Annotated in this window: 23 protein-coding genes; 12 read left to right on the top strand and 11 right to left on the bottom strand. The window is 70.4% G+C overall.

All coding sequences use genetic code 11. The features are described 5' to 3' along the window. Positions 1 to 690, top strand: coding sequence for an ATP-binding cassette domain-containing protein (locus tag BHU06_RS13035; RefSeq protein ID WP_070399629.1), 690 nt, complete (start codon positions 1 to 3; stop codon positions 688 to 690). A 40-nt stretch (positions 691 to 730) separates the two neighbouring features. Continuing rightward, complete coding sequence (locus tag BHU06_RS13040; RefSeq protein WP_070399630.1) at positions 731 to 1,561, top strand: TOBE domain-containing protein; 831 nt, start codon at positions 731 to 733, stop codon at positions 1,559 to 1,561. A gap of 24 nt (positions 1,562 to 1,585) precedes the next feature. Here the strand turns inward: BHU06_RS13040 and BHU06_RS13045 are convergent, their stop codons facing one another. The 4 genes from BHU06_RS13045 to BHU06_RS13060 all read right to left on the bottom strand — a co-directional run bounded on the left by BHU06_RS13045 (position 1,586) and on the right by BHU06_RS13060 (position 6,224). Next, the gene (locus BHU06_RS13045) at positions 1,586 to 3,031 is read right to left on the bottom strand and encodes an NAD-dependent succinate-semialdehyde dehydrogenase (RefSeq protein WP_070399631.1); all 1,446 of its coding nucleotides are present in this window, start codon (positions 3,029 to 3,031) and stop codon (positions 1,586 to 1,588) included. Positions 3,032 to 3,148: 117 nt separating this feature from the next. After that, complete coding sequence (locus BHU06_RS13050; RefSeq protein ID WP_070399632.1) at positions 3,149 to 4,708, bottom strand: class I adenylate-forming enzyme family protein; 1,560 nt, start codon at positions 4,706 to 4,708, stop codon at positions 3,149 to 3,151. Positions 4,709 to 4,723: 15 nt separating this feature from the next. Continuing rightward, positions 4,724 to 5,656 carry a LysR substrate-binding domain-containing protein gene (locus tag BHU06_RS13055; RefSeq protein WP_070399633.1) on the bottom strand — a complete coding sequence of 311 codons (933 nt, stop codon included), beginning with the start codon at positions 5,654 to 5,656 and terminating at the stop codon, positions 4,724 to 4,726. 160 nt (positions 5,657 to 5,816) lie between these two features. Continuing rightward, the gene (locus BHU06_RS13060) at positions 5,817 to 6,224 is read right to left on the bottom strand and encodes a PaaI family thioesterase (RefSeq protein WP_070399634.1); all 408 of its coding nucleotides are present in this window, start codon (positions 6,222 to 6,224) and stop codon (positions 5,817 to 5,819) included. A 229-nt stretch (positions 6,225 to 6,453) separates the two neighbouring features. Between BHU06_RS13060 and BHU06_RS13065 the strand changes: the two genes are divergently transcribed. The 4 genes from BHU06_RS13065 (at position 6,454) to BHU06_RS13080 (ending at position 11,281) form a co-directional block, all read left to right on the top strand. Continuing rightward, positions 6,454 to 7,671: an ABC transporter substrate-binding protein gene (locus tag BHU06_RS13065; RefSeq protein WP_070399848.1), complete on the top strand. Its 1,218-nt coding sequence runs from the start codon at positions 6,454 to 6,456 to the stop codon at positions 7,669 to 7,671. Beyond that, complete coding sequence (locus BHU06_RS13070) at positions 7,672 to 8,055, top strand: RidA family protein (RefSeq protein ID WP_070399635.1); 384 nt, start codon at positions 7,672 to 7,674, stop codon at positions 8,053 to 8,055. A gap of 104 nt (positions 8,056 to 8,159) precedes the next feature. Then, on the top strand, positions 8,160 to 9,659 hold the full coding sequence (locus tag BHU06_RS13075) for an aldehyde dehydrogenase (protein ID WP_070399636.1): 1,500 nt from the start codon (positions 8,160 to 8,162) through the stop codon (positions 9,657 to 9,659). Positions 9,660 to 9,667: 8 nt separating this feature from the next. Continuing rightward, positions 9,668 to 11,281, top strand: a complete 1,614-nt coding sequence (locus BHU06_RS13080; RefSeq protein ID WP_070399637.1) for a GMC family oxidoreductase — start codon at positions 9,668 to 9,670, stop codon at positions 11,279 to 11,281. A 128-nt stretch (positions 11,282 to 11,409) separates the two neighbouring features. On the opposite strand, the gene BHU06_RS13085 is transcribed toward BHU06_RS13080, so the two are convergent. Genes BHU06_RS13085 through BHU06_RS13105 form a run of 5 tightly spaced genes read right to left on the bottom strand, consistent with a single transcriptional unit; the run spans position 11,410 to position 16,585 of the window. Then, positions 11,410 to 12,072, bottom strand: coding sequence for a carbon monoxide dehydrogenase subunit G (locus tag BHU06_RS13085; protein ID WP_070399638.1), 663 nt, complete (start codon positions 12,070 to 12,072; stop codon positions 11,410 to 11,412). Between the two features lie 19 nt (positions 12,073 to 12,091). Further along, positions 12,092 to 12,586, bottom strand: coding sequence for a (2Fe-2S)-binding protein (locus tag BHU06_RS13090; protein WP_070399639.1), 495 nt, complete (start codon positions 12,584 to 12,586; stop codon positions 12,092 to 12,094). Between the two features lie 14 nt (positions 12,587 to 12,600). Then, positions 12,601 to 14,901, bottom strand: coding sequence for a xanthine dehydrogenase family protein molybdopterin-binding subunit (locus BHU06_RS13095; protein WP_070399640.1), 2,301 nt, complete (start codon positions 14,899 to 14,901; stop codon positions 12,601 to 12,603). Further along, positions 14,898 to 15,767, bottom strand: coding sequence for a xanthine dehydrogenase family protein subunit M (locus BHU06_RS13100; protein ID WP_070399641.1), 870 nt, complete (start codon positions 15,765 to 15,767; stop codon positions 14,898 to 14,900). The genes BHU06_RS13095 and BHU06_RS13100 overlap by 4 nt, the downstream gene beginning before the upstream one ends. Continuing rightward, complete coding sequence (locus BHU06_RS13105; RefSeq protein ID WP_070399642.1) at positions 15,764 to 16,585, bottom strand: alpha/beta fold hydrolase; 822 nt, start codon at positions 16,583 to 16,585, stop codon at positions 15,764 to 15,766. Before BHU06_RS13105 ends, BHU06_RS13100 begins: the two co-directional genes overlap by 4 nt. A gap of 229 nt (positions 16,586 to 16,814) precedes the next feature. Between BHU06_RS13105 and BHU06_RS13110 the strand changes: the two genes are divergently transcribed. Together BHU06_RS13110 and BHU06_RS13115 are read left to right on the top strand one after the other, a co-directional pair. Further along, positions 16,815 to 17,810 (top strand): tripartite tricarboxylate transporter substrate binding protein, encoded by a 996-nt coding sequence (locus BHU06_RS13110; RefSeq protein WP_070399643.1) that lies wholly within the window; start codon positions 16,815 to 16,817, stop codon positions 17,808 to 17,810. Between the two features lie 5 nt (positions 17,811 to 17,815). Continuing rightward, on the top strand, positions 17,816 to 18,565 hold the full coding sequence (locus BHU06_RS13115; protein ID WP_070399850.1) for a transporter substrate-binding domain-containing protein: 750 nt from the start codon (positions 17,816 to 17,818) through the stop codon (positions 18,563 to 18,565). On the opposite strand, the gene BHU06_RS13120 is transcribed toward BHU06_RS13115, so the two are convergent. Together BHU06_RS13120 and BHU06_RS13125 are read right to left on the bottom strand one after the other, a co-directional pair. Then, on the bottom strand, positions 18,562 to 19,674 hold the full coding sequence (locus BHU06_RS13120) for an HPP family protein (protein WP_175442859.1): 1,113 nt from the start codon (positions 19,672 to 19,674) through the stop codon (positions 18,562 to 18,564). The genes BHU06_RS13115 and BHU06_RS13120 overlap by 4 nt on opposite strands. A 53-nt stretch (positions 19,675 to 19,727) precedes the next feature. Continuing rightward, on the bottom strand, positions 19,728 to 20,525 hold the full coding sequence (locus BHU06_RS13125) for an IclR family transcriptional regulator C-terminal domain-containing protein (protein ID WP_070399644.1): 798 nt from the start codon (positions 20,523 to 20,525) through the stop codon (positions 19,728 to 19,730). Between the two features lie 112 nt (positions 20,526 to 20,637). Between BHU06_RS13125 and BHU06_RS13130 the strand changes: the two genes are divergently transcribed. From BHU06_RS13130 to BHU06_RS13145, 4 genes are all read left to right on the top strand, one after another. Further along, positions 20,638 to 21,480, top strand: coding sequence for a TauD/TfdA family dioxygenase (locus BHU06_RS13130; protein ID WP_070399645.1), 843 nt, complete (start codon positions 20,638 to 20,640; stop codon positions 21,478 to 21,480). Further along, on the top strand, positions 21,480 to 22,409 hold the full coding sequence (locus tag BHU06_RS13135; RefSeq protein ID WP_070399646.1) for an alpha/beta fold hydrolase: 930 nt from the start codon (positions 21,480 to 21,482) through the stop codon (positions 22,407 to 22,409). The genes BHU06_RS13130 and BHU06_RS13135 overlap by 1 nt, the downstream gene beginning before the upstream one ends. Continuing rightward, on the top strand, positions 22,406 to 23,383 hold the full coding sequence (locus tag BHU06_RS13140; protein WP_070399647.1) for a tripartite tricarboxylate transporter substrate binding protein: 978 nt from the start codon (positions 22,406 to 22,408) through the stop codon (positions 23,381 to 23,383). The genes BHU06_RS13135 and BHU06_RS13140 overlap by 4 nt, the downstream gene beginning before the upstream one ends. 62 nt (positions 23,384 to 23,445) lie before the next feature. Beyond that, positions 23,446 to 23,868, top strand: a complete 423-nt coding sequence (locus tag BHU06_RS13145; RefSeq protein WP_070399648.1) for a VOC family protein — start codon at positions 23,446 to 23,448, stop codon at positions 23,866 to 23,868. Positions 23,869 to 23,894 lie beyond the last annotated feature (26 nt).

The raw sequence follows: 23,894 nt of genomic DNA on the forward strand, positions 1-23,894 counted from the left end.
TTGACCTGGGACATCACCCTGCGCAAGACCCTGCGGCAAGGCCACGCGCGCTTCGAGCTGGACCTGGCGTTCCGCTCGCCCGCGCCGCGCGTGGTGCTGTTTGGCCCCTCGGGCGCGGGCAAGACGCTGACGCTCAAGATGGTCGCGGGCATCCTGGCGCCCGAGGCGGGCCGCATCGCCATCGCCGGCCGCGTGCTGTTCGACAGCGAGCGCGGCGTGCGCAGCAGCGCGCAGCAGCGCCGCCTGGCCTACATGTTCCAGGACTACGCCCTGTTCCCGCACCTCACGGTGCGGCAGAACGTGGCCTTCGCGGCGCGGCGGGGCCTGCGCAACCCGGCCAAGGACGAAGCGAACGCCGACGTTGACCGCTGGCTCGCCAGCTTCGGCCTGAACGCCGTCGCTGGCCACCACCCGCACCAGATCTCGGGCGGCCAGCGCCAGCGCACGGCACTGGCGCGCGCCTTGGTGTCGCGGCCCGCGGCGCTGCTGCTGGACGAGCCCTTCGCCGCCCTGGACAAGGCCCTGCGGCAGCGCCTGCGCGACGAGCTCAAGGACCTGCAGACGGAATTGAAGCTGCCGCTGCTGCTGATCACCCACGACGAGCAGGACGTGCGCCACCTCGCCGAAGACGTGGTCTGCCTGGACGCCGGTCGCGTGGTGGCGTGTGCCGACGCCCTGAAGGGCGGCTGATATCCTCGCCGCCAGCGAGATGGCAGCAGGAGCGGCCCCGATGGCGACGACGAAAATCAAGCGCAGAAGCAAAAACCCGCTGGAGGTGCACGGCGCGCTCTGGTTGTCGTCCGGTGGCGCCAGCCTGGCCGGCCATGGCCGCATCGAACTGCTGCGCGCCGTGGCCGAGCACGGCTCCATCACGCGGGCGGCCAAGGCCTTCGGCATGAGCTACAAGGCCGCGTGGGACGCCATCGACACCATGAATCAGCGCGCCAGCGCGCCGGTGGTGGAGCGCGTGATCGGCGGCAAGGGCGGCGGCGCCACGCGGCTCACCGACTTCGGCCAACGCCTCATCGACCGCTACGAGCTGGTGCACACGGTGCACCAGCGCTTCCTGCGCCTGATCGAACAGGACGCCATGGATCTGGACCAGGAGTTCTCGCTGCTGAAGGTACTGAATATGAAGACCAGCGCGCGCAACCAGTGGTTGGGCACCGTCGCGGCCGTGCGGGCCGGCGCGGTGAACGACGACATCGAACTGAGCCTGCCCGGCGGCCTGCGCCTGTCGGCCATCGTCACGCGCGGCAGCACCGAATCGCTGGCGCTGCGCCCGCAGATGGCGGTGATCGCCCTGGTGAAGTCCTCGGCCGTGCTGCTGGCGGTGGACCTGGCCGGCGCGCGCGTGTCGGCGCGCAACCGCTTCCCCGGCCGCGTGCTGTCGGTGACGCCCGGGGCGGTGAACGCCGAGGTGCTGCTGCGCTGCGACGGCGGCCTGGAGGTGGTGGCCGTGGTGCCGCAGGCCGCCGTGGCCGAGTTGGGCCTGGCGCCGGGCGCCGAGGCCACGGCGCTGATCAAGGCCTCGGACGTGATCCTGGCGGTGGTGAGCTGAAGGCCCGCCCCCGCCAGACGCCGTTCAGATCCCCACCACCGACACCGCCTTGGTGTTGAGGTAGGCCTCCATCGCCTCGGGACCGCCCTCGGTGCCGTAGCCCGAGTCCTTGATGCCGCCGAAGGGCAGCTCGGCCGAGGGCGTGGCCGGCTGGTTGATCCACACCATGCCCGCTTCCACTCGGTTGGCCAGCAGCTGCACGTTCTTGTAAGAGCGCGTGAAGGCGTAGGCCGCCAGTCCATACGGCAGGCGGTTGGCTTCGGCGATCGCCTCCTCCAGCCGGTCGAAGGCGCGGATGCCCGCGATCGGGCCGAAGGGTTCGTTGTTGAAGAGGTCGGCCTTCAGCGGCACCGAGCGGATGATGGTGGGCGCGAAGAAGTTGCCGGCCTCGCCCACGCGCTCGCCGCCCGTGAGGACCTCGGCGCCATGCTCGGCCGCGTCCTTCACCACCTGGGCCATGGCCGTCACGCGGCGCGCATTGGCCAGCGGCCCCAGCGTGGTGCCCTCGGCCAGGCCATCGCCCAGCTTGAGGCCCTGCGCGTGCTGCGTGAGCGCGCGCGAGAAGTCCTCCACCAGGCTGCTGTGCACCAGGAAGCGCGTGGGCGAGATGCAGACCTGGCCCGCATTGCGGAACTTGGCCGCGCCCGCGGCCTTTACGGCCAGCGCCACGTCGGCGTCCTCGGCCACGATCACCGGCGCGTGGCCGCCCAGTTCCATGGTCACGCGCTTCATGTGCCGCCCGGCCAGGGCCGCGAGCTGCTTGCCCACCGCGGTGGAGCCGGTGAAGGTGACCTTGCGGATCACGGGGTGCGGGATCAGGTGACCGGAGATCTCGGCCGGGTCGCCGAACACCAGACCCACCACCCCAGGCGGCAGGCCGGCGTCGACGAAACAGCGCAGCAGCGCGGCTGGCGACGCGGGGGTTTCCTCGGGCGCCTTGCACAGGAAGGAGCAGCCCGTGGCCAGGGCCGCGCCCATCTTGCGCACGATCTGGTTGACCGGGAAGTTCCAGGGCGTGAAGGCCGCCACCGGGCCCACGGGCTCCTTGATGACCATCTGCTGCGCGGCCGTGTTGCGGCCCGGCACCAGGCGCCCGTAGACGCGGCGGCCCTCGTCGGCGAACCAGTCGAGGATGTCCGCGCCGGCGAGGACCTCGCCCCGGGCCTCGGCCAGCGGCTTGCCCTGCTCCTGCGTGAGCACGCGCGCGATGTCGCTGGCGCGTTCGCGCAGCAGCGCGGTGGCGCGGCGCATCAGGGCCGCGCGTTCGTAGACCGACGTGTCGCGCCAGGTCTCGAAGCCCTTCTGCGCGGCCGCCAGCGCGCGCTCCAGGTCCTCGATGCCGGCGTGCGCCACCGTGCCGATGATCTGGCCCGTGGCCGGGTTGCGTACGTCGATGGTCTTGCCGCTGGCGGCGTCGACCCACTGGTTGGCGATGAGGAGTTGGGTGCTGGGGTAGGCGGTGGTGGTCATGGCAGCGGTGGTGTACGTCGACGGGGGCCGGCCGGCGTCGGCCGGGCCCCGTACCCTATCGCAAACGGCATAACCGGGCGCGGTGGGCGGCGGGCGCGCCCGCGCCCGCCGCCCCGGCTAGCCCACCATCTCCCGCCAGAGCGCCTGGAGCGCGTCGGGCCGCAGTTTGCCGCGCGCGTTGCGCGGCAGCGCGTCGATGATGCACACCGCCAGGGGCCGCTTCGCGCGCGGCAGCTGTTCCGCCGCATGGGCCTGCAGGGCCGGCGAATCGAGCACCGCGTCCTCGCGCGCCACCACGAAGGCCACCACCTCCTGGCCGTAGATCGCATCGGGCACGCCCACGGCGGCGGCCTCGGCCACGCCGGGGTGGGCCAGCAGCGCATCCTCGATCTCGCCGGGTGACACCTTCACGCCGCCGCGAATCACCAGGTCGTCCATGCGGCCCAGCAGGCGCACCACGCCGTCGGCCTCGCGCACCGCGAGGTCGCGCGTGCGGAACGCCTGGCCGCGGATGGGACGCAGCGTGCCATCGGGCTGCAAGGTGCCCAGCGCGAGCTTGGCGCCCTCGATCACCACCTCGCCGGGCTCGCCATCCGCGCAGGGCGCGCCTTGTGTGTCCAGGATGTGCACGTCCATGCCCGGCACCGGCCGGCCCACCGAACCGATGCGCCGGTCCACCAGCCGGTTGCCGCAGATCCAGCCTCCTTCGGACGAGCCATAGAGGTTGATGATGGAAATGCCCGTCTCGCGTTCGAAGCGCGCCCAGGTACTCGCGGCCAGCGGCGCCGAGCTCGAAGACATCACGCGCAGGCTGGCCGAGCTGGCGCGCAGGCGCTCCAGCGGGTGGCCCAGCAGGATGTTGAGCACCGTGGGCACGCCCGCCGCCACGGTGATGCCGTGGCGGGCGATCCACTCGGGGAAGCGCGAGGCCGAGAACTGGCGCGCGAGGTGCAAGGTGAACCCCAGTTGCAGGAAGGGCATGAGGCTCAGGATCTGCGGCGAATACCAGCTGAAGGAGCGGTAGTCGAGCAAGTGGTCGCTCTGGCGCAGATCGAGAAGGTGGGTGCTGGCCAGGCCGTTGAGCGCGTACGAGGCGTGGTCGTGCAACACGATCTTCATGCGCCCGGTGCTGCCCGAGGTGCAGCAGGCCGCGGCCAGATCCTGCGCGCGCGGCCCGGCCCAGTGCAGCGCGGCCCGCTGATGCGGTGCGTGCGCCGCGGCTTCCAGGCGGATCGCCGCCAGTTCGCCGGGCGCCGGTGGCCATTGGCCGAAGCGCAGGTGCGGGCCCATGCCGGCGGGGATGTCGGCCTCGCCCAGGCGCTGGCCGTGCAGCAGCAGCGCCGGCTTCAGGGTGTTGAAGGCGACTTGTGTCGCGGTGGCGCCGATCTGGGAAATGTCGAAGGGGCACACCACAGCGGCCAGGCGCCACAGGGCGAGCCACATCACCACGGTTTCGATGCCGCCGTCGATGATCAGCACCACCCGGCTGCCGTGGCCCACACCGCGTTCGCGCAGTTGCAGGGCCACGCTGTCCACCACGGCCGCCAGTTCACCGTAGCGGATGCGCTGGTCGCGATCGACGTCGACCACCGCGGCGCGCAGCGGGTCGCGCGCCGCGTGGCGCTCGAGCCATTGCGCGGGCGACAGCCAGTCGGACGCTGCGTGGCGTGGCTCCATGCGCGGGCGCCGGGCTCAGCCGGCCGTGGCCTGCGCGGGCGGCGGTGGCGGCAGGCTCAGGTTGGCCAGGGCCCATTCACGGAAGAGTTCCACGCGGCGCAGCTTGGCCTTGGCCGTTGTCGAGGTGAGGAAGTAGCTGGAGCTGGAGGCCACGCGCGTGCCGAAGGGCGCCACCAGCGTGCCGCGCGCGAGTTCGCGGTCGATCAGCGGCGTGCGGCCGATGGCCAGGCCCATGCCTTCCACGGCGGCCGCCTGCGAAGTGAACTGCAGCTGGAACACCGACTCGCCCGCGAAGCGCACGTGGCTGTGGCCGGCCGCGTCCAGCCAGGCTGGCCAGTCGTCCTGGTAGAGCGAATAGAAGTAGGTGCGGATGCGCACGAAGCGCGCCAGACGCTCGGCCTCGCTGCCCTCGGTGCCGATCGTGTCCAGCAACCGGGGCGAGCACACCGGGAAGAACTCCTCGCCGTGCAGCAGGTCGGTGCGCATGCCGCTCCAGCGGCCCGAGCCATAGCGGATGGCCACGTCGTGCGTGTTGTTGTCGAACTCGTCGAAGTTGGCGCTGGTGGACAGGTGCACCGTGATGTCCGGGTGCTGGCGCTGGAAGTCCGGCAGGCGCGGAATCAGGCAGTGCACCGCATAGGCCGGCAGACAGGCGATCACCAGCACCGTGTTGACGACCTTCTTGCGCGTGTTGTCGCTGGCGATGGCCAGCATGCTGATCGCCTCGCTCACCGAGCGCAGGTACTCGGAGGCGGCGGGCGTGAGCGCCAGCGTGTTGCGCTTGCGCGTGAACAGCTTGATCTCCAGGCGCTCTTCCAGGGCCTTGATCTGGTGGCTGATGGCGGTCTGGGTGACCGATAGCTCCTGCGCAGCGCGCGTGAAGCTCAGGTGGCGCGCGGCCGATTCGAAGGCCAGCAGGCTTTGCAGCGAAGGGATAAAGGGTCTCATGCGTGGGTTCTCGGCTGCTGCGCCCCGGCGTCGTGCGCCGTATGGGAACTCTGCGGCGCGCCGTCCAGCGGCGCTTTCGTCCAACCCCTGCATTCCTGAATAAGCCAGCGACGCGATGTTACCGGCTGCGCCGCGTGCGCGGCGGGGAGACGGCGGGGGTTCATCGCGAGCGGCCCGTGAGCTTGAAGCTGCCCTGCGCGCTGGCCAGCAGCAGCGTGCCTTCGTGCCAGGCCTCGGCGCGCGCGAAGAACAGCGTGCGCGTGCGCTGCACCAGGAAGCCCTTGGTGACCACCAGGCCGCTCGACGCCTTGTTGATGAAGTTGACCGTGAGCGAGACCGTGTGGCCGTGCGTGGGCTCGTGCATGGGCGGGCTGTACAGGCCCGCGTAGCCGCAGGCCACGTCCAGCAGCGTGGACAGTACGCCGCCCTGCAGAACGCCCTGGCGGTTGAGCAGTTCAGCCCGCACGGGCAGATGGAACTCGCTGTAGCCCTCGTGCCATTCGGCCAGGCGCACGCCGATGTGCTCGAGGAAAGGGTTGTCGAGCGTGATCGGGCTGGGCGTGCGCATGGGGGGAGCTTAGGCAAGGCCGCCGATGGCCACCACTGAAAGCCATTCATGGGGCCATGAGATGAAACCGGGTGACGGCGCCGCGAATGAGGGCCCCTCATGGCCGGATGAAAAACTATCGCTCGCGCCGCCCATACCCCGACGCTACTCTGCGCCGCACCCGATGCAGCACCCCCACCCGCAGGGGCGGACACGGGACCCATTCACGAACGAGCAGCAGGAGATGACCATGCAAACCTTTCCCGGCGCCAAGTCCGCCTTGTCCCTCGGCGCGGCCCTGTGCCTGGCCGCCGCCGCGCCCGCCCAGGCCCAGTACACCCAGGACACCGTCAAGATCGGCTTCGCCACCGACATGTCCGGCCTCTTCTCCGACATCGACGGCGCGGGCGGCGTCGAGGCCGTGCGCATGGCCATCGCAGACTTCGGTGGCCAGGTCGGCGGCAAGAAGATCGAGCTGATGTTCGTAGACCACCAGAACAAGCCCGACATCGCCTCCACCAAGGCGCGCGAGTGGATCGACGTGAACCAGGTCGACCTGCTGCTGGGCGGCGTGAACTCCGCCGTGGGCCTGGCCATGTCCAAGGTCTCGGCCGAGAAGAAGACGGTCTACATCTCGGTGGGCGCCGGCACCGCGCGCCTGACCAACGAGGAGTGCACGCCCTACACCATCAACTACGCGCTGGACACCATCGCCCAGGCCCGGGTGGCCGGACGGGCCGTGACCGAGGCGGGCGGCAAGTCGTGGTACTTCCTGGTGGCCGACTACGCCTTCGGCCATTCGCTGGAGAAGGACACCACCGAGGTCATCAAGGCCGCTGGCGGTCAGGTCAAGGGTTCGGTGCGCCACCCGGTGTCGGCGTCGGACTTTTCGTCGTTCCTCATGCAGGCCCAGGCGTCCCAGTCGCAGGTGCTGGGGCTGGCCAATGCCGGCAGCGATCTGCACAACTCGGTGAAAGCCGCCGCCGAATTCGGCGTCAACCGCAAGATGCGCATGACGGCCATGATGCAGTTTCTCTCCGACACCCACACCATGGGCCTGCAAGCCACGCAGGGCATGTACCTGTCCGAGGCCTGGTACTGGGACCTCAACGAAGACTCCCGCAAGTGGTCGCGCCGCTACTTCGAGAAGACCAAGCGCATGCCCACCGTGCTGCAGGCCGGGGCCTACTCGGCCACCATGACCTACCTGAACGCCGTGAAGGCCGTGGGCACGGACAACGCCGACAAGGTGATGGCGCGGCTCAAGAGCGCGAAGATCAACGACTTCTTCGCCAAGGACGGCTACATCCGCCCCGATGGCCGCATGGTGCACGACTACTACCTGATGCAGGTGAAGAAGCCGTCCGAGTCCAAGTACCCATGGGATTACTACAACCTGGTGGCCACGGTGAAAGGCGAGGACGCCTTCAACACCAAGGCCGAGTCCAAGTGCGCGCTCTGGAAGTGAATGCGCTTCCTCCAGGCGCCTGATCTGCCTGCGCCCGCGGGCCACTACGCCCAGGCCGTGGTGGCCAATGGCTTCGTCTTCGTCTCGGGCGTGCTGCCCTCGCCCGACACCGAAGGTTTCGAGGCCCAGGCGCTCGACGCGCTGGACCGTTGCGCGCGGGTGCTGCGCGCCGCCGGTTGTGGCTGGACCGACGTGGTCCAGTGCACCGCCTATGTGGTGGGGGTGGCGCACTGGCCCGCGTTCAATGCCGTGTACGCCAGGGTGCTGGGCGATCACCGCCCCGCGCGTGCCGTGGTGCCGGTGCCCGAGCTGCACCACGGTTGCCTGGTGGAGATCCAGCTCATCGCCGTCGCGCGCGACGGCGCGCCCGCGCCCGCGCAATGAGAGTCCCTCATGCGGCGATGAAAAAGCATCGCTCGCACCCAGGCGCCGCGCCTCCTAGACTGCGGGTCGGTCTCTTCTCCCCGTAGCCACTTCCTCGAACACCAATGGACACCCGAACCAACAGCCCCGCCGCCGACGCCACCGAACGCCTGCAGATGTACATCGGCGGCCAGTGGGTCGCTGGCACCAGCGGCCAGACGCTGGACAGCCTCAATCCCTACACGCAGAAAGTCTGGGCCACGGTACCCGACGCCAGCGAGGCCGACGTGAAGGCGGCCGTCGCTGCCGCGCGCGAGGCCTTCGACAACGGCCCCTGGCGTCAGACCACGCCGCAGCAGCGCGCCGCGCTGATGCGCAAACTGGGTGACCTGATCGCGCGCGACGCCGAGCGCATGGCGCGCATCGAGTCCATGGACAACGGCAAGCTGCTGCGCGAAATGCTGGGTCAGTGGAAGTACCTGCCCGAGTGGATGTACTACTTTGCCGGCCAGGCCACGCAGAGCCAGGGCGAGGTGCTGCCCAGCGACCGCCCCAATTTCATCGCTTTCACGCGCAAGGAGCCCATCGGCGTGGTCGCGGCCATCACGCCCTGGAACTCGCCCTGCCTGCTGCTGATGTTCAAGCTCGCGCCCGGGCTGGCGGCGGGGTGCACCTTCGTCGTCAAGCCGTCCGAGCACACGCCGGTGTCCACCTTGCGCTTCGCCGAGCTGGTGGAAGAGGCGGGCTTTCCGCCCGGCGTGTTCAACGTCGTCACCGGCGGGGCCGACGCGGGCCGCTGGCTGGTCTCCAGCCCCGACATCGACAAGATCAGCTTCACCGGCTCCGACGGCGTGGGCAAGGCCATCGCACGCGCGGGCGCCGAGAACTTCACGCGCGTCTCCCTCGAACTCGGGGGCAAGTCGCCGCAGGTGGTGTTCGACGACTGCGACATCGAGGCGGCCGTCAACGGCGTGATCTCGGGTGTGTACGCGGCCACCGGCCAGACCTGCATGGCCGGCTCGCGCCTCATCGTGCACCGCGCCATCCACGACGAAGTGGTCAAGCACCTGGTGGCGCGCGTGAGCGCCATCAAGCTCGGCGACCCGCTGGACATGGCCAGCGAAATGGGCCCGGCCGCCACCGGCCAGCAATTCCAGAAGATCCTGTCGATGGTGAGGTCGGCCGAGGCCGAAGGCGCCACGCTGGCCTATGGTGGCCGACAGGCGCCGCAGGGCGGCTTCTTCGTGCAGCCCACCGTGCTCACCCAGGTGCACAACCGGATGGACATCGCGCGCGAAGAGGTGTTCGGCCCCGTGCTCGCGGTCATTCCCTTCGACACCGAGGAAGAGGCCGTGAAGATCGCCAACGACACCCGCTACGGCCTGGCCGCTGGCATCTGGACGCAGAACGTTCAGCGCGCGCACCGTGTGGCGGGACAACTGCGCGCGGGCAGCGTGTGGATCAACGCCTACCGCGTCACCGCGCCTTTCGCGCCCTTCGGCGGCTTCAAGCACAGCGGCGTCGGCCGCGAGAACGGCCACGAAGGCATGAACGAATTCCTCGAGACCAAGACCGTGTGGGTGGAGCTCAGCGGCGCGCTGCGCGACCCGTTCAAGCTGGGCTGAAGCGCACGATGACGCAGGAATCTCTTGGCCGTTTCGACTACGTGATCGTCGGGGCCGGCTCGGCCGGCTGCGTGTTGGCCAACCGCCTGAGCGCCGACCCTTCGGTGCGCGTGTGCCTGGTGGAAGCCGGCGAGACCGACTGGTACCCGTGGATTCACGTGCCGATCGGCTATTTCTACACCATCAACAACCCGCGCACCGACTGGTGTTACGTGGCCGAGCCCGACGCGAATCTGGGCGGCCGTGGCATCAAGTACCCGCGCGGCCGCGTGCTCGGCGGCTCTTCGTCCATCAACGCCATGGTCTACATCCGGGGCCAGGCCGCGGATTTCGACGGCTGGTCCGCCATGGGCAACCAGGGATGGTCCTGGGCCGAGGTGCTGCCGTACTTCAAGAAGTCCGAGGACTACCACCGCGGGTCAAGCGACACGCACGGCGCGGGTGGCGAGTTGCGCGTCGAGGGCCTGCGCGCCCACTGGGACGTTCTCGACGCGTTTTGCGACGCGGCCGTGCAGTGCGGCATTCCGCGCAGCGAGGACTTCAACTCGGGCGACAACGAAGGCGTGGGCTACTTCGAGGTCACGCAGAAGAACGGGGTGCGCATGAGCACCGCGCGCGCTTTCCTCAAGCCGGCGCGAAGCCGTCCCAACCTCGAGGTCTTGACGAAAACGCAGGTGACCCGCGTGAGCTTCGACGGCACACGCGCCAGCGGCCTGGTGGTGCGGCGCGGCGGCCGCGAGTGGCGCATCGAGGCGGCGCGTGAGGTGATCCTGTCGGGCGGCACCATCGGCTCGGCCCAGGTGCTGCAGCTCTCGGGCGTGGGCGACGGCGCCGCTTTGCAGCGCCTGGGCATTGCCAGCGTGCGCCACCTGCCCGGCGTGGGCGCCAACCTGCAGGACCACATCGCCGCGCGCACCATGCTGCGCGTGAAGGACACCGTCACGCTCAACCAGCAGGCCAACAGCCTGTGGGGAAAGATGTGGATGGGCATCGACTACGCGCTGCGCCGCCGCGGCCCCCTGACCATTCCGCCCGCGCTGGTGAACGCCTTCGTGCGCAGCGATCCCTCGCAGCCCACGCCGGACCTGCAGTTCGTCTGCTACCCCATCACCTACGACAAGCTCGGCGATCCGCCACACGCCTTCCCGGGTTTCACGGCGGGCGTGTGCATGCTGCACCCCGAAAGCCGGGGCAGCGTCACGCTCAAGAGCCCCGACCCGCTGGCCGCGCCGGCGATCCACCTGAACTTCCTCGACACCGAGGCTGATTGCCGCACCGTGGTGAAGGGCCTGCGCATGTTGCGCGAGGTGTGCAACGCGCCCGCCATGCAGCGCTATGCGCCCGAGGAGTTTCTGCCGGGCCGAGAGATCCAGGACGAGGCCGAGCTGCTCGACGGCATCCGCAAGATGGCCGGCACCATCTTCCACCCCGTGGGCACCTGCGCCATGGGCACCGGCGAGCGCGCCGTGGTCGACGCGCGCCTGCGCGTGCACGGTCTCCAGGGCTTGCGCGTGGTGGACGCGTCCATCATGCCGAAGATCATCTCGGGCAACACCAATGCCACGGCCATCATGATCGGGGAGAAGGCCGCGGACATGATCGAGGCGGACGCGCGAAGCTGACGCAAGTCCAGGCCCAGGAGCGGCTGGGCCTTGAGATCCCGTCGAACCGGCGCATGGGAAATGGCCCATGCGACAAGCCCCGGTGGCTCACGCCTACCGGGGCTTGGATGACAAACGCCGGGAGGGCGTCAGCCCGCCCGCATCGCCAACACCGCCGCCAGCACCGCCACCGAAGCCGCTGTGGCCGACACCGCGGCCGCGACGACGGCGATCGCCGTGGCTGGGGTCCGCGTAGCCGCTGGCGCCTCGACGCCCGCCGCCGGCGCGGCGCGGGGCGTCGAAGCCATTGCCCCAGCCGTCGGACTGGTGGCGGCGACCGCAGCACCCGTGTCGGCCACCGGGGCCTCGTCACCCCGCCCCAGCTCCCGCACGAAGCGCGTGAAGAAGTCGTCCGCCATGCGCCGGGTCACGCCATCGATGAGCCGCGCGCCCACCTGTGCCAGGCGCCCGCCCACCTGGGCCTGCGCCGTGTAGCGCAGCCGCGTGCCCTCGGCCATGTCGTCCAGCACCACCGATGCCTCGCCCTTGCCGAAGCCGGCCACGCCGCCCGAGCCCTCGAAGCTCAGCGCGTAGGACGTCGGTGGGTTCACGTCGCGCAGCGCCAGCTTGCCCGCGAAGCGCGCGCGCACCGGGCCCACAGTGGCGGCCATCGCCACGCGGTAGCGGTTCTCGCCATCGGGCTCGAAGGTGTCGCAGCCGGCCAGGCACCGCTGCAGCACCTGGGGGTCGTTGAGCGCGCGCCAGACGCTCGCGCGATCGGCCTGGAGAATTTTTTCGCCTTGGATATCCATGGTGTTCTGTTCGAGTGGGTCACTGGCCCGCGGCGGCCGGCGCGCGCAGGCGCTCGGCGGCCAGTCGCACGGCCTTCACGATTTCGGGGTACGCGCCGCAGCGGCACAGATTGCCCGCCAGGTAGTGGCGGATCTCGTGTTCGCTTGGGTCGGGGTTGTTTGCCAGCAGCTGGCGAGCCATCAGGATGAAGCCCGGCGTGCAGAAACCGCACTGGAAGGCGCCGGCGTCGATGAAGGCTTGTTGCACCGGGTCGAGTCGGCCGTCTTTTGCCACGCCTTCGATGGTGGCGATGTCGGCGCCGTCGGCGTGCAGCGCCGGGTAGATGCAGCCCGTGACGGCCTGGCCATCGACCACGACGGTGCAGCAGCCGCACAGGCCCTGGCCGCAACTTTCGCGCGCGCCGTGCAGGCCGCAGCCGCGCACGACTTCGACCAGTGTGTGGAAGGACTCGACCTGGCGGGCCATGGGCTCGCCGTTCAGCCGGAACTGGATGAGGGTGCTGGTGGTGCTCATGGTGTTGGGGAAGGTCAGTCGCCGAGCGATTCGCCGCGCTGCGCGAGCAGTGCGCGCATCACCGCCTCGGGCGTGATGGGCAGCGAGAACAGGCGCACGCCCACGGCGTCGTGGATGGCATCGGCCACGGCCGATGCCACGCCGAAGCAGCCGCTTTCGCCCAGGCCCTTGGCGCCGTAGGGGCCGGTGCCCTGTTGCGCGTCCACGGCCTCGCAGCCGAAGTGTTCGGGGATGTCGTGGATGCCCGGGATCTTGTATTCGGAGAAGGACGCGTTGCGCAGCCGGCCCTCGGCGTCGAACGCCATCTTCTCCAGGTGCACCATGCCCAGCTGCATGATGGCCGCGCCCGAGATCTGGGTCTCGACCACCTTGGGGTTGAGGGGCGTGCCGCAGTCCACCACGTTCTCGATGCGCAGCAGGCGGAAGTGACCGGTCTCGGTGTCCACCTCCACCTCCACGCCGGTGCCGCCAATCATCCAGTTGGGCGTGATGTCGGGCGAGCGGCCATCCGCGTCGGGTGACTGGTACGGTGGCATGAAGGTGCCTGTGCCGACGAGCGTGCCCGCGGGCATGCCGTACTTCTTGCGCAGCAGCGCGCCGGCGTCGGCGATGCCGTTGAATGGCTGGCCCAGTTCGTCGGCCAGGGCCGCGAGCTGGGCCAGAAGGTCTTGCGCGGCGAGCTTGACCGCGTTGCCCATGTGGAAGGTGGAGCGCGAGCCCAGCGTGGCCATGTCGTAGGGCGTCACGTCGGTGTCGGGGTGCACCACGCGGATCTGCTCGGCCTTGAGGCCCAGCGCGTCGGCCGCGACCATGGCCATCGCCGTGTCCGAGGCCTGGCCCATGTCCACCGTGCTGATGAGCAGCACACAACTGCCATCGCCGCCCAGGTTGATGGTGGCCACCGACGTTGTGGGTGCCACCAGGGCCTTGAACCCCAGGCCGATGCCGCGCCCGCGTCGCAGGGTGCCGGTGCCGCGTTCGATCGGGCGGTCCCATTGCATGCGCTTGGCCACCGTGTCCAGCACCAGGCGCAGCGCGGCGTCCTTCATCACCGTGCCGGTCGCGTGCGGGCGACCGTTCTCCAGCAGGTTCAGGCGGCGAAAGTCCAGCGGGTCCATGCCCAGTTCGCGCGCGATCAGGTCCGCCTGGCATTCGTAGCCCCACACCACCTGCGTGATGCCGAAGCCGCGGAACGCGCCGGCCGGCGGCAGGTGCGTGTAGACCTGGTACGAATCGATGTCGAGGTTGGCGATGTCGTAAGGGCCGCCGGCCGTGAAGCCGGATTTCTGCGTCACGCGCGGGCCGATGTCGGCGTATGCGCCGCCGTTCCACCACACCTCGCAGCGGCGGCCGGTGATGCGGCCTTCGGCATTGACCGCGCTGCGGATGCGGAAGGTGGTGGCGTGTTTGGTGATGGTGTAGAACTGCTCTTCCATCGTCAGCGCCACGCGCACCGGGCGGCGCGCGATGAGGGCCAGCGCCACGGCCAGGGCCTCGAGCTTGATGTAGAGCTTGGCGCCGAACCCGCCGCCCAGCAGCCGTGTCTTCACCTGCACGCGGTTCTCGGGCCAGCCCAGCAGGCGCGCGATCTCGATGCGCACGAACGAGGGGCTCTGCGAGGCGGTGTGGATCAGCAGGCCGCCGTCCTGCGGCTCGGCCACGGTCACCATGGGTTCCATGGGCACGTGCATCACCTGCTGGGTCTTGAAGGTGTGGTCGAACACGTGCGCGGCCTCGGCGAAGGCCTTGTCCACGTCGCCGTGGCGCAGGTGGTAGTCCAGGGCCACGTTGGTGCCCTTGCGGCCCGCCAGGTGCTTCAGGTCGGGGAAAGTGCCGGCGGGCTTGAGCGCGTCGTGCACCAGGACCTTCGATGCCGCGGCCTCGACCTCGTCGAACACGGCGGGCAGCACCTCGTAGTCCACGATCACCAGGCCGGCTGCGGCCTCCGCGACGTGCGGGTCATTGGCCAGCACCACGGCCACCGGCTCGCCCACATGGCGCACCTTCTCGATGGCGAGGATGGGCTGGTCGTGAAAGGCCGGGCCGTAGTGCGGGTCGGGAATGAGCCGCATCACCTCGCGCGCCGTCACCACGTGCACCACGCCCGGCATGGCCGCGGCCTCGCGCGTATCGATGCCCAGGATGCGCGCGTGCGCGTGCGGGCTGCGCACGACCTTGGCGTGCAGCATGCGCGGCAACTCCAGGTTGTGCGTGTAGTCGGCGGCGCCGGTGACCTTGGCCACCGACTCGAGGCGGTCCAGGCGCCGGCCGATTTGCGGCTCGGGTGACAGGGTGGCGTTGGGGTTGGCGGTCATGCGTGGCTCCGCGTGCGGTTCAGGGCGGCCTGCACGGCGCGCGGCAAGGCCACGCGCAGCAGCTGGCGCTTGTAGGCGGCGCTGCCATGCGCATCGGCCACCAGCGGCGCCTCGGCCACGGCGGCCTCGGCCGCTTCGCGCAGCACCGGCGCGCTCAGGCCGCGCTGCACCAGGATGGACTGCGCGTTGCGCAACCGGGTCGGGCTGTCGGTGGCGGCACCGGTGAGGATGCTCGCGCTGGTGACGCGCTCACCCTGCAGGCCCAGCACCACGGCCAGGCCCAGCGCGGGCCAGTCGTGCGCGGCCCGCGTGGTGAGCTTGAGGTACGCGCCCGGTCCGGCCTGCGGCGGCACGCGCAGTTCGGTGATGAGCTCGTCGCGCCTGACCACGGTCTCGTAGTACCCGGTGCACAGTGCGTCGGCGGGTACTTCGCGCGATCCGCTCGGGCCGGTGATCACCACCGTCGCGCCCAGCGCCGCCATCACCGGTGGCATGTCCATGTGCGGGTCGGCGTGGCTCAGGTTGCCGCCGAGGGTGGCCACCGCGCGCACGCGCGGATTGGCCACACCGCGCAGCGCCTGCGCCAGCAGGGGCCAGCCCTCGCGCACCGTGGCATTCGCTTCGATGTCGGCCAATCGAGCCAAGCCGCCGATCAGCAGCGAACCATCGGCGCGCCGCTCGACGCGCGAGTGCCGCTCGCCGATGCGCTGCAGGCTCACCAGGCGCGTGGGCCGCAGCACGCCGGCCTTCATCATCAGCATCACCGCGGTGCCGCCGCCCACGGGGCGCACGTTCGGGTCTTCGGGGTCGAGCAGCGACAAGGCCTCGTCCAGCGAGTACGGGAGCAGGAATTCAAACGGTGTCATGACCGCACCTGTGCGCAAAGTTCCAGAAGGCCGTCGGCGACCCGCTGGGGCACCTCCAGCGGCGTGAGGTGGCGCGCGCCGGGAATCACGTCCAGCGTCGAGCCAGCGATGGCCTCGTGCAAGGCTTGCGACATCGCCACCGGCGCGGCGAAGTCTTCTTCGCCGACCTGCACCAGCGTGGGCAAGCGCAGCGTGCCCAGGCGCGCGCGCGCGTCGAAAGAACCCAGCATGCGGCAAGCTTCCACATAGCCTTGCATGTCGTTGCGCAGGAACACATTCACCCAATGCTTCACGGCCTCGGGTTCGCGCTCGCGGTAAGCGTCGCTGAACCAGCGCGTCACCTGGAAGTCGGTCAGCGAGGCCAGGCCATGGGCCATGGCTTTCTGGGCGCGCCCCTCCCAGTCGGCTGGCGCCGTGGGGCCGTACCAGGCCGTGGTGTCGATCAGCGCAAGCGCCGCGCTGCGCTCGGGGTGGTCGAGCGCGAACTGCAAGGCCACGCAGCCACCCATGGACGCGCCGCCCACCACCACGCGCTCGATGCCCAGGTGGTCCAGCACCTCGCGCAGGTCCAGCGCCATGCGCCCGGCCGTGAGAGGCGGCGTGCCCACGCCCGAGCGGCCATGGCCGCGCGCGTCGATGGCCACCACCGAAGCCCGCTCACCCACCCCGTCGCTGACCGCCTGCCAGAAGCTGTGGTCCATGCCCAGCGAGTGCACAAGGGCCATCACCGGCCGGTCCTTCGCCACCAGGTGAGCGCTGTAAGCGATGGTCGGGCCATCGCTGGCGCGGTGGGTCGCGCCGGGTCCTTCGTTCGTCATAGGGCGCGGATTCTGGCCGTCGCCCCGCGCCCTTTCAAACGAGAAATTTCGGTGGAGCGAATGAAAGTCTTTCATGCCTCACCATCGGCGCCCTGGTGGGTGCCGGGGCTGGCCACACGCCATGAAAACGCTTCATGGCGGCAAGCAATGGAAATCGTTTGCGCGCTCGCGCCGTCTCCAAAAGCATCGCGGCCCGGATTCACCCACACACCCACAGAGGAGACATCGCATGACCCGTTCGACCCAGAGCCGCCGCTCAGCACTGCTGGCTTGTGCCGCGCTGATGGCCGCGCCCGCCCTGCTGCCCGCGTCCGCGTTCGCGCAGGACTACCCCACCCGCCCCATCCGCGTCATCGTGCCCTTCGCTCCCGGCGGCGTGGTCGACACCACTGCGCGCCTGCTCACGCAGAAACTGAGCGAGCGCCTGGGCTGGAACTTCGTGGTGGAGAACAAGCCGGGCGGCAACGGCTTCATCGCCGTCACCGCCGCCGCCAAGGCCCCGGCCGACGGGTACACCCTGCTGGCGGCCCACACCGGCGAATTCGCGGTGAACCCCGCGCTGTTCCCCCAGGTTCCCTACGAGCTTGACCGCGACTTCGCGCCCATCACCATGATCAGCGACACCCCCATGCTGCTGGTGGCCAACGCGCAGCAGCCCTTCAACACCGTGCAGGAGTTGGTGGCCGCCGCGAAGAAGGCGCCCGGCAGCATCACCTTCTCGTCGCCGGGCAACGGCAGCATCAACCACCTGGCGGGCGAATGGTTCGCCATGGAGGCGGGGGCCAGGTTGCTGCATGTGCCCTACCGCGGCGGCGCGCCCGCCGCGGCGGCCGTGGCCTCGGGCGAGGTGGTGCTGGGCGTGGTGGCCATTCCGGCCGTCATCCCGCACATGCAGTCGGGCCGCGTGAAGGTGTTGGGCCTGACGACCGCGCGCCGTTCCAGCTTCAACAAGGACTGGGTCACCGCCAACGAGGCGGGCGTGAAGAACGTGGATGCGTCCAACTGGGTGGGCCTGTTCGCACCCAAAGGGGTGCCGGCCGACACCGTGGCCCGTCTGCACGCCGAGGTGGTGAAGACCTTGGAGCAGCCCGACGTGAAGAAGCGCTTTGCCGACGCGGGCGCCGAACTGGGGGGCATGTCCTCCGCCGACTTCGCTCAGCGCATCCGCAGCGACGCCACGCGCTTCAAGGACATCGTGCAGAAGGCCAACATCCGGCCGGAATGACGCCCATGCCCACCATCGACGCCTCGCTCGTCCGCCAGATCGCCCCCACCGGCGCGTTGCGCGCCGCCATCAACTTCGGCAATCCCGTGCTGGCGTCGCGCGACCCGGACAGCGGCCAGGCGCGCGGCGTCTCGCTGGATCTGGCGCAGTCGCTCGCGCAGCGGCTGGGCCTGGCGCTGCAGACCGTGCTGTTCGAGAGCGCGGGCGAGTCCGTGGCCGCCATCGCGCGCGCGCAGGCCGACATCGGCTTCTTCGCACTGGACCCGCAGCGCGCCGCGCAACTGCGCTTCGCCGCGCCTTATGTGCTGATTGAAGGCGCCTACCTGGTGCTGGAGGATTCGCCGCTCACCCACCGGGATGAGGTGGACCGCGAAGGCATCCGCGTGGTGGTGGGCCAGGGCAGCGCCTACGATCTCTTCCTTACGCGCGAGCTCCAACACGCCAGCCTCGTGCGCGCCGCCACGTCGCCCACGGTGGTGGACGAATTCCTGCGCCAGGGCGCGGAGGTGGCGGCGGGCGTGCGCCAGCAGCTGCTGGCGGACCAGCAGCGCCTGTCGACGGCGCGCCTGCGCCTGTTGCCGGGCAACTTCATGGTGATCCAGCAGGCGATGGCGGTGCCGGTGGACCGCAGCGATGGGGCGCTGGCGGTGGTGCGGGATTTCGTCGAGGACATGAAGGCCAGCGGCTTCGTGGCGCAAGCGTTGGAGCGCCACGGCATCACCGGTGCCCGGGTGGCGCCACCACTCAATTCCTAGCCCCGCACCGCCGCGTCCATCGCACGGATCAGGTCCGACTGCGTGACGATGCCCACCAGCCGGCGCTCGGCGTCGATGATGGGCAGGTGGCGGTGCCCGCCGTCGGAGAACACCGGCACCAGCTCGGTGAGCGGTCGGTCGCTGCTGGCCACGCGCACCTGGCGCGTCATGATCTCGCCCACCGTGTGCCGGGGCGCCGGCCGGTGCATCTGGCGCAGCAGGGCGCGCAGGCGGAAGTTCACGCCCTCGTGCACGTCCATGTCCACCTGGCGCATGAAATCGGACACCGTGACGATGCCCACCAGGTGGTGCTGCCGGTCCACCACGGGCAGCGCCTTCACGCGGTGCTGGCGGATCAGCGCCCAGGCCTGGCGCAGCGGCATCTCGGGGCGCGCGGTCACGGGGTCGGGCGTCATCACGTCGGTGCAGCGCAGCTCGCCCATGGTGCGCTGATAGGCCGCGGCCTCGGCGTACTGCATCAGGTCCTGCAGGTCTTCGCGGCTGATGTCGAGCACCTGGTTGTAGTGGGCCAGCGCGGCGTCGAGGTCGCGGCTGGTCAGGCGCGCGCCGCCGGGCTCGGTGGGCACCGGGTGGTGCACGTGCGGCCAGCGCCGCCGCGTGAGGTTGTTGTAGAGCAGGCCGGCCGCCACCATCAACGCCGAGTCCAACAGCACGGGCTGCAGCGCGACGCCGAAGTCGTGGCTGCCCATCAGCACCATCAGCAGGGCCGAGGCGCCGCCCGGCGGGTGCAGGCAGCGCAGCGCCAGCATGAGCGCGATGGACAGGCCCACCGCCAGCGCCGCGCCCACGGCCGGGTGCGGCACCCAGAGGGCGCAGGCCACGCCCACCAGGGCCGACAAGGTGTTGCCCCCGATCACCGACCAGGGCTGGGCCAGCTGGCTCGACGGCACCACGAAGACCAGCACCGCGCTGGCGCCCAGCGGCGCCACCAGCGCGGTGGCCAGCGCGGGGTGGCCGTTGCCGGGCGCCAGCCAGGTGGCGCCCAGGCCGGCGACGAGGATGCCCAGCGCGGCGCCGATGCAGGCGCGCCATTTCTCGCGCGCGTCGATGCCAGGCGCGGCGGGCCAGAGCGCGCGCAGCGAGAGCAGGAGTTCGGGCAGCAGGCGCTGCAGCGCCTGCCGGCCCTGTCGCACCAGCGCGTTCAACCCAGCGTGTCCGTCAGCATCTGCAGGCGCTGGGCGCAGGCGCGCAGCGCCGGGACGATGTGGCGCTCGATGTGCGAGACGCTCCAGGGCTGCCCGATCGAGCTGACGTTCAGGCCGAACCGGGCCTCGCCCGTGCACGAGGGGATCTCGATGGCGACGCCGAACAGGCCCGCCACCAGTTCGCTGTTGGCGAAGCTCCAGCCCCGCTGGCGCGCCAGCGCGAGCTCGGCGTTCAGCGCCTTGCGCTCGGTGACCGTGTGCTGGGAATGGCGGGCCATGGTGCCCGCGGGCAGGTGCTCGGCCAGCCGCTGGGGCGGCAGCTGGGCCAGCAGCGCGCGGCCCAGCGAGTGGGCGTAGGCCGGCAGGCGGTCGCCGGCCCGCAGGTCGAGCTTGATCAGCCGGTCGGCCTCCACGCGCTCGACGAACAGCACGTCGGTGCCCGCCAGCACGCCGATCGCCGCCCCCACGTTCAACTGGCGCGACAGCTCCAGCAGCTGCGGCCGCACCGCCGCCGACAGGCCCAGCGAACGGAAATAGCGGTAGCCCAGTTCGATGGCCTTGGGCGATAGCTCGAAGTCGCGCTTGTCCTGGCGCAGGTAACCCAGCTCGCTGAGCGTCAGCAGGATGCGCCGCGAGGCGGCCCGCGTCACCCCCAGCAGTTCCGCCGCCGACTGGATGCTGAAGGCGCGCGTGTTCTCGTCGTACGCGTTCAACAGGCGAAGCCCGTTGGCCAGGGCATCGAGAAACTCCCGCTTGCCCTCGCTGTTGTCGTCCTGCACCTCTTTGTCTCGCATCTGCGCTCCACGCAATGAATCCGGCGCGCCGAATGTAGCGCGTTGACAGGCCGCGGCCGGTCCGGTAGATTAACTGGCGAACATTTGTTCGATAATTGAGGGGTTCAGTCCTATGCAAGTCCAGCCGCTGTCCGCGCGCTTCGGCGCCGAAGTGCGCGATCTCGACCTGTCGCGCGATTTCGACGACGAGGCGTTCGGCGCCATCCACCGCCTGTTCGTGGAGAGCAAACTGCTCTGCTTCAAGAACCAGAACCTGTCCGCCGCGGCGCAGCTGGCGTTCAGCCAGCGCTTCGGCCCCTTGGAAGTGCACGTCCTGTCCCAGTACAACCACCCCGAGCATCCGGAGATCTTCCGGCTGTCCAACCGGGTGGTGGACGGCCAACCCATGGGCATCGCCGACGGTGGCTCGTACTGGCATTCCGATCTCGCCTTCCAGGAGCGCCCCGCGAAGGCGACCATCCTGAACGCGCTGGAGATCCCGCCGGAGGGCGGCGACACCCTGTTCGCCGACATGGAGGCCGCCTATGAGGCCTTGTCCGATGAATGGAAGGCGCGGCTGGAGGGTCTGCGCGCGGTGCACCGCTACCGCCGCAAGGCGGACGCGGCGCAATCGACGCGGGTCGAGATGACCGAGGCGCAGAAGCAGCAGACGCCCGACGTGGACCATCCCCTGGTCCGCACCAACCCCGACTCGGGCCGCAAGGCCATCTTCGCCCACCCGGGCATGACGGCCGAGGTGATCGGCAAGACGCCGCAAGAAAGCCGCGAGATCCTGGAGTTCCTGTTCGCCCACACGGTGCAGCCCCAGTTCCGCTACGACTTCCGCTGGAGCCCCGGCGACGTGGTCATGTGGGACAACCGCTCCACCATGCACAGCGCCACGACGCGGGACCTGCCCGCCGGCCAGTACCGCACGCTGTACCGGACCACCGTGCGGGGCGAAAGGCCGGTTTGATGGTGGACGCGCCCAGCGACGCTGGTACCCGCGAACTCGACCTGCGGCTCGCCGACGGCCACGTGGTGCGTGCCCGCCTGGCCTACACGAGCCAGGGACCAGAGGATGCGCCGGCCTACCTGCTGCTGCACGGCTACACCGGCAGCCACTTCGCGCTCGATCCGAACGGCCCTGCCGCCGACGCTGGCTGGGCCGCGGCCTGGGCCGGTCCCGGCAAGGCACTGGACACGCGGCGCCACCGGGTGCTCACCATGAACCTGCCCGGCTCGGCCTATGGCTCCGGCTGGGACGGCGCCGACAGCGCCGACAGCGCCCACGCCAGCGTGGCGGCCATGGCCGACGCGGCCTGTGGCCTGCTCGACGCGCTGGGCATCGCGCGCCTCGACGGCGCGATCGGCTATTCCTTCGGCGGCTACGTCGCCCTGCAGCTGCGCGCCGCGCGGCCCTCGCGCGTGCGGCGCGCGCTGGCCTTGTGCAGCGCGCGCCAGGGCCGGGGCTCGCTGGACGGGCTCGACGCCTTGCGCCGCCTGGACGACCCGGACAAGCGCTATGCCTTTCGCGTCGACACGCTGATGCGAAACGGCCTGGCGCCATGGGCGCACGACCAGGGTCCGCAGGCGCTGGCGCGGGAACTCGGCCGGGTTCGGCAATGGGCGCAGGAATTCACGCCCGCCGCGCTCTGGCGGCTGCGCGCCGCGGCCGCCACGTTCTCGCTGCCGGCCTGGCCCAGCGACGCCGCGCTGCTGCAGGCCGCGTCAGACGCGCTGTTTCCCCCGACGGCCGACCGCCCCGCGCAGGCGGGCACCGTGTCCACCCCCTACGGCCACCAGGCCCTGCTGCTCGACCCCGGCCCCTGGGTCGGGCCGATCGCCGCCTGGATCGACGGCCGCGACCTCTCTCATCCCACACACACAGGAGACACCCCATGAAACGCAAGACCCTCCTCGCCTCGCTGGCCGCCGGCCTGCTGCTGGCCAGCCACCTGGCCGCTCCGGCGTTCGCGCAGGCCGCGAAATGGCCCAACAAACCGGTGCGCCTGATCGTGGCCTACCCGCCCGGCGGCGCCACCGACACGCAGGCGCGCCTGGTCGGCCAGAAGCTCTCGGAGCGCTGGGGCCAGCCCGTCATCGTCGAGAACCGGCCCGGTGGCAACACGGTCATCGCCACCGATCTCGTCGCCAAGGCCGCGCCCGACGGTCACACCCTGCTGCTGACCGCGATGCCCTTCGCGCTCAACCCCTTCCTGCTCGACAAGCTGCCCTACGACTCGGCCAAGGACCTCGCGCCCGTCACGGTGCTGGCGACCATCACCAACGTTCTGGTGGCGCACCCCTCGCTGGGCGTGAAGAACGTGCCGGAGCTGATCCAGAAGGCCAAGTCGGCGCCAGGCTCGATCAGCTTCGCCTCCACCGGCACGGCCACCTCCACCCACCTCTCGGGCGAGCTCTTTGCCAGCATGGCCGACGTGGCCATCACCCACGTGCCCTACAAAGGCAGCGCGCCCGCGCACCAGGACCTGCTGGGCGGGCGCGTGCCCATCATGTTCGACAACGGCGTGCTGCAGCACATCAAGTCGGGCAAGGTGGTGCCCCTGGGCGTCACCTCGGCCAAGCGCCTGCCCTGGCTGCCCGAGGTGCCGACCGTGGCCGAGCAAGGCCTGGCGGGCTACGAGACGGAGGCCTGGTACGGCATCTTCACCACCGGCGGCACGCCCGGCGCCGTGGTTCAGCAGATCGCGAGCGACGTGACCTGGGCCGTGCGTTCGCCCGACGTGACGCCCAAGCTGGAAGCCATCGGCGCCAGCGCGGGCGGCGGCACGCCCGAGGAGTTCCGACGCTACCTGGCCCGCGAGACCGAGCGCTGGGGCGCGCTCATCAAGAAGCGCGGCATCCGCATCGAGTGAGCCTTCGGGGCCTTGGCGGCTCGGGGGGTGATGGCCGATCATCGCCCCCGCAGGAGCCCGCCATGAAACCCTACCTCTCCCTCATCACCCTGGCCGTCGCCGACCTCGAGCGTGCGCTGCGCTTCTACCGCGACGGCCTGGGCCTGCCCACCGAGGGCATCGTCGGCCAGGACATCGCGCACGGCGCCGTCGCGTTCTTCGACCTGCAGCCCGGCCTCAAGCTTGCGCTGTTCCCACGCGAGAGCCTGTGCCACGACGCCGGCCTCCCGCCCGGGCCGCCCAGCCCCTCGAGCCTGAGCCTGGCCCACAACGTGGGCTCGCGCGAGGCGGTGGGCGCCGTGATGCGCGAGGCCGAGGCCGCCGGCGCGCGCATCGTCAAGCCCGCCCAGGACACCTTCTGGGGTGGCCACGCGGGCTACTTCATGGACCCGGATGGCCACTTGTGGGAAGTGGCCTGGAACCCGGCCTGGCCCTTGCCGACGTGAGCGGCGCCGCTGGTCCATGATCGCGG

The organism is Hydrogenophaga sp. PML113, from assembly GCF_001777155.1.
GTDB classification, from domain to species: Bacteria; Pseudomonadota; Gammaproteobacteria; order Burkholderiales; family Burkholderiaceae_C; genus Hydrogenophaga; species Hydrogenophaga borbori.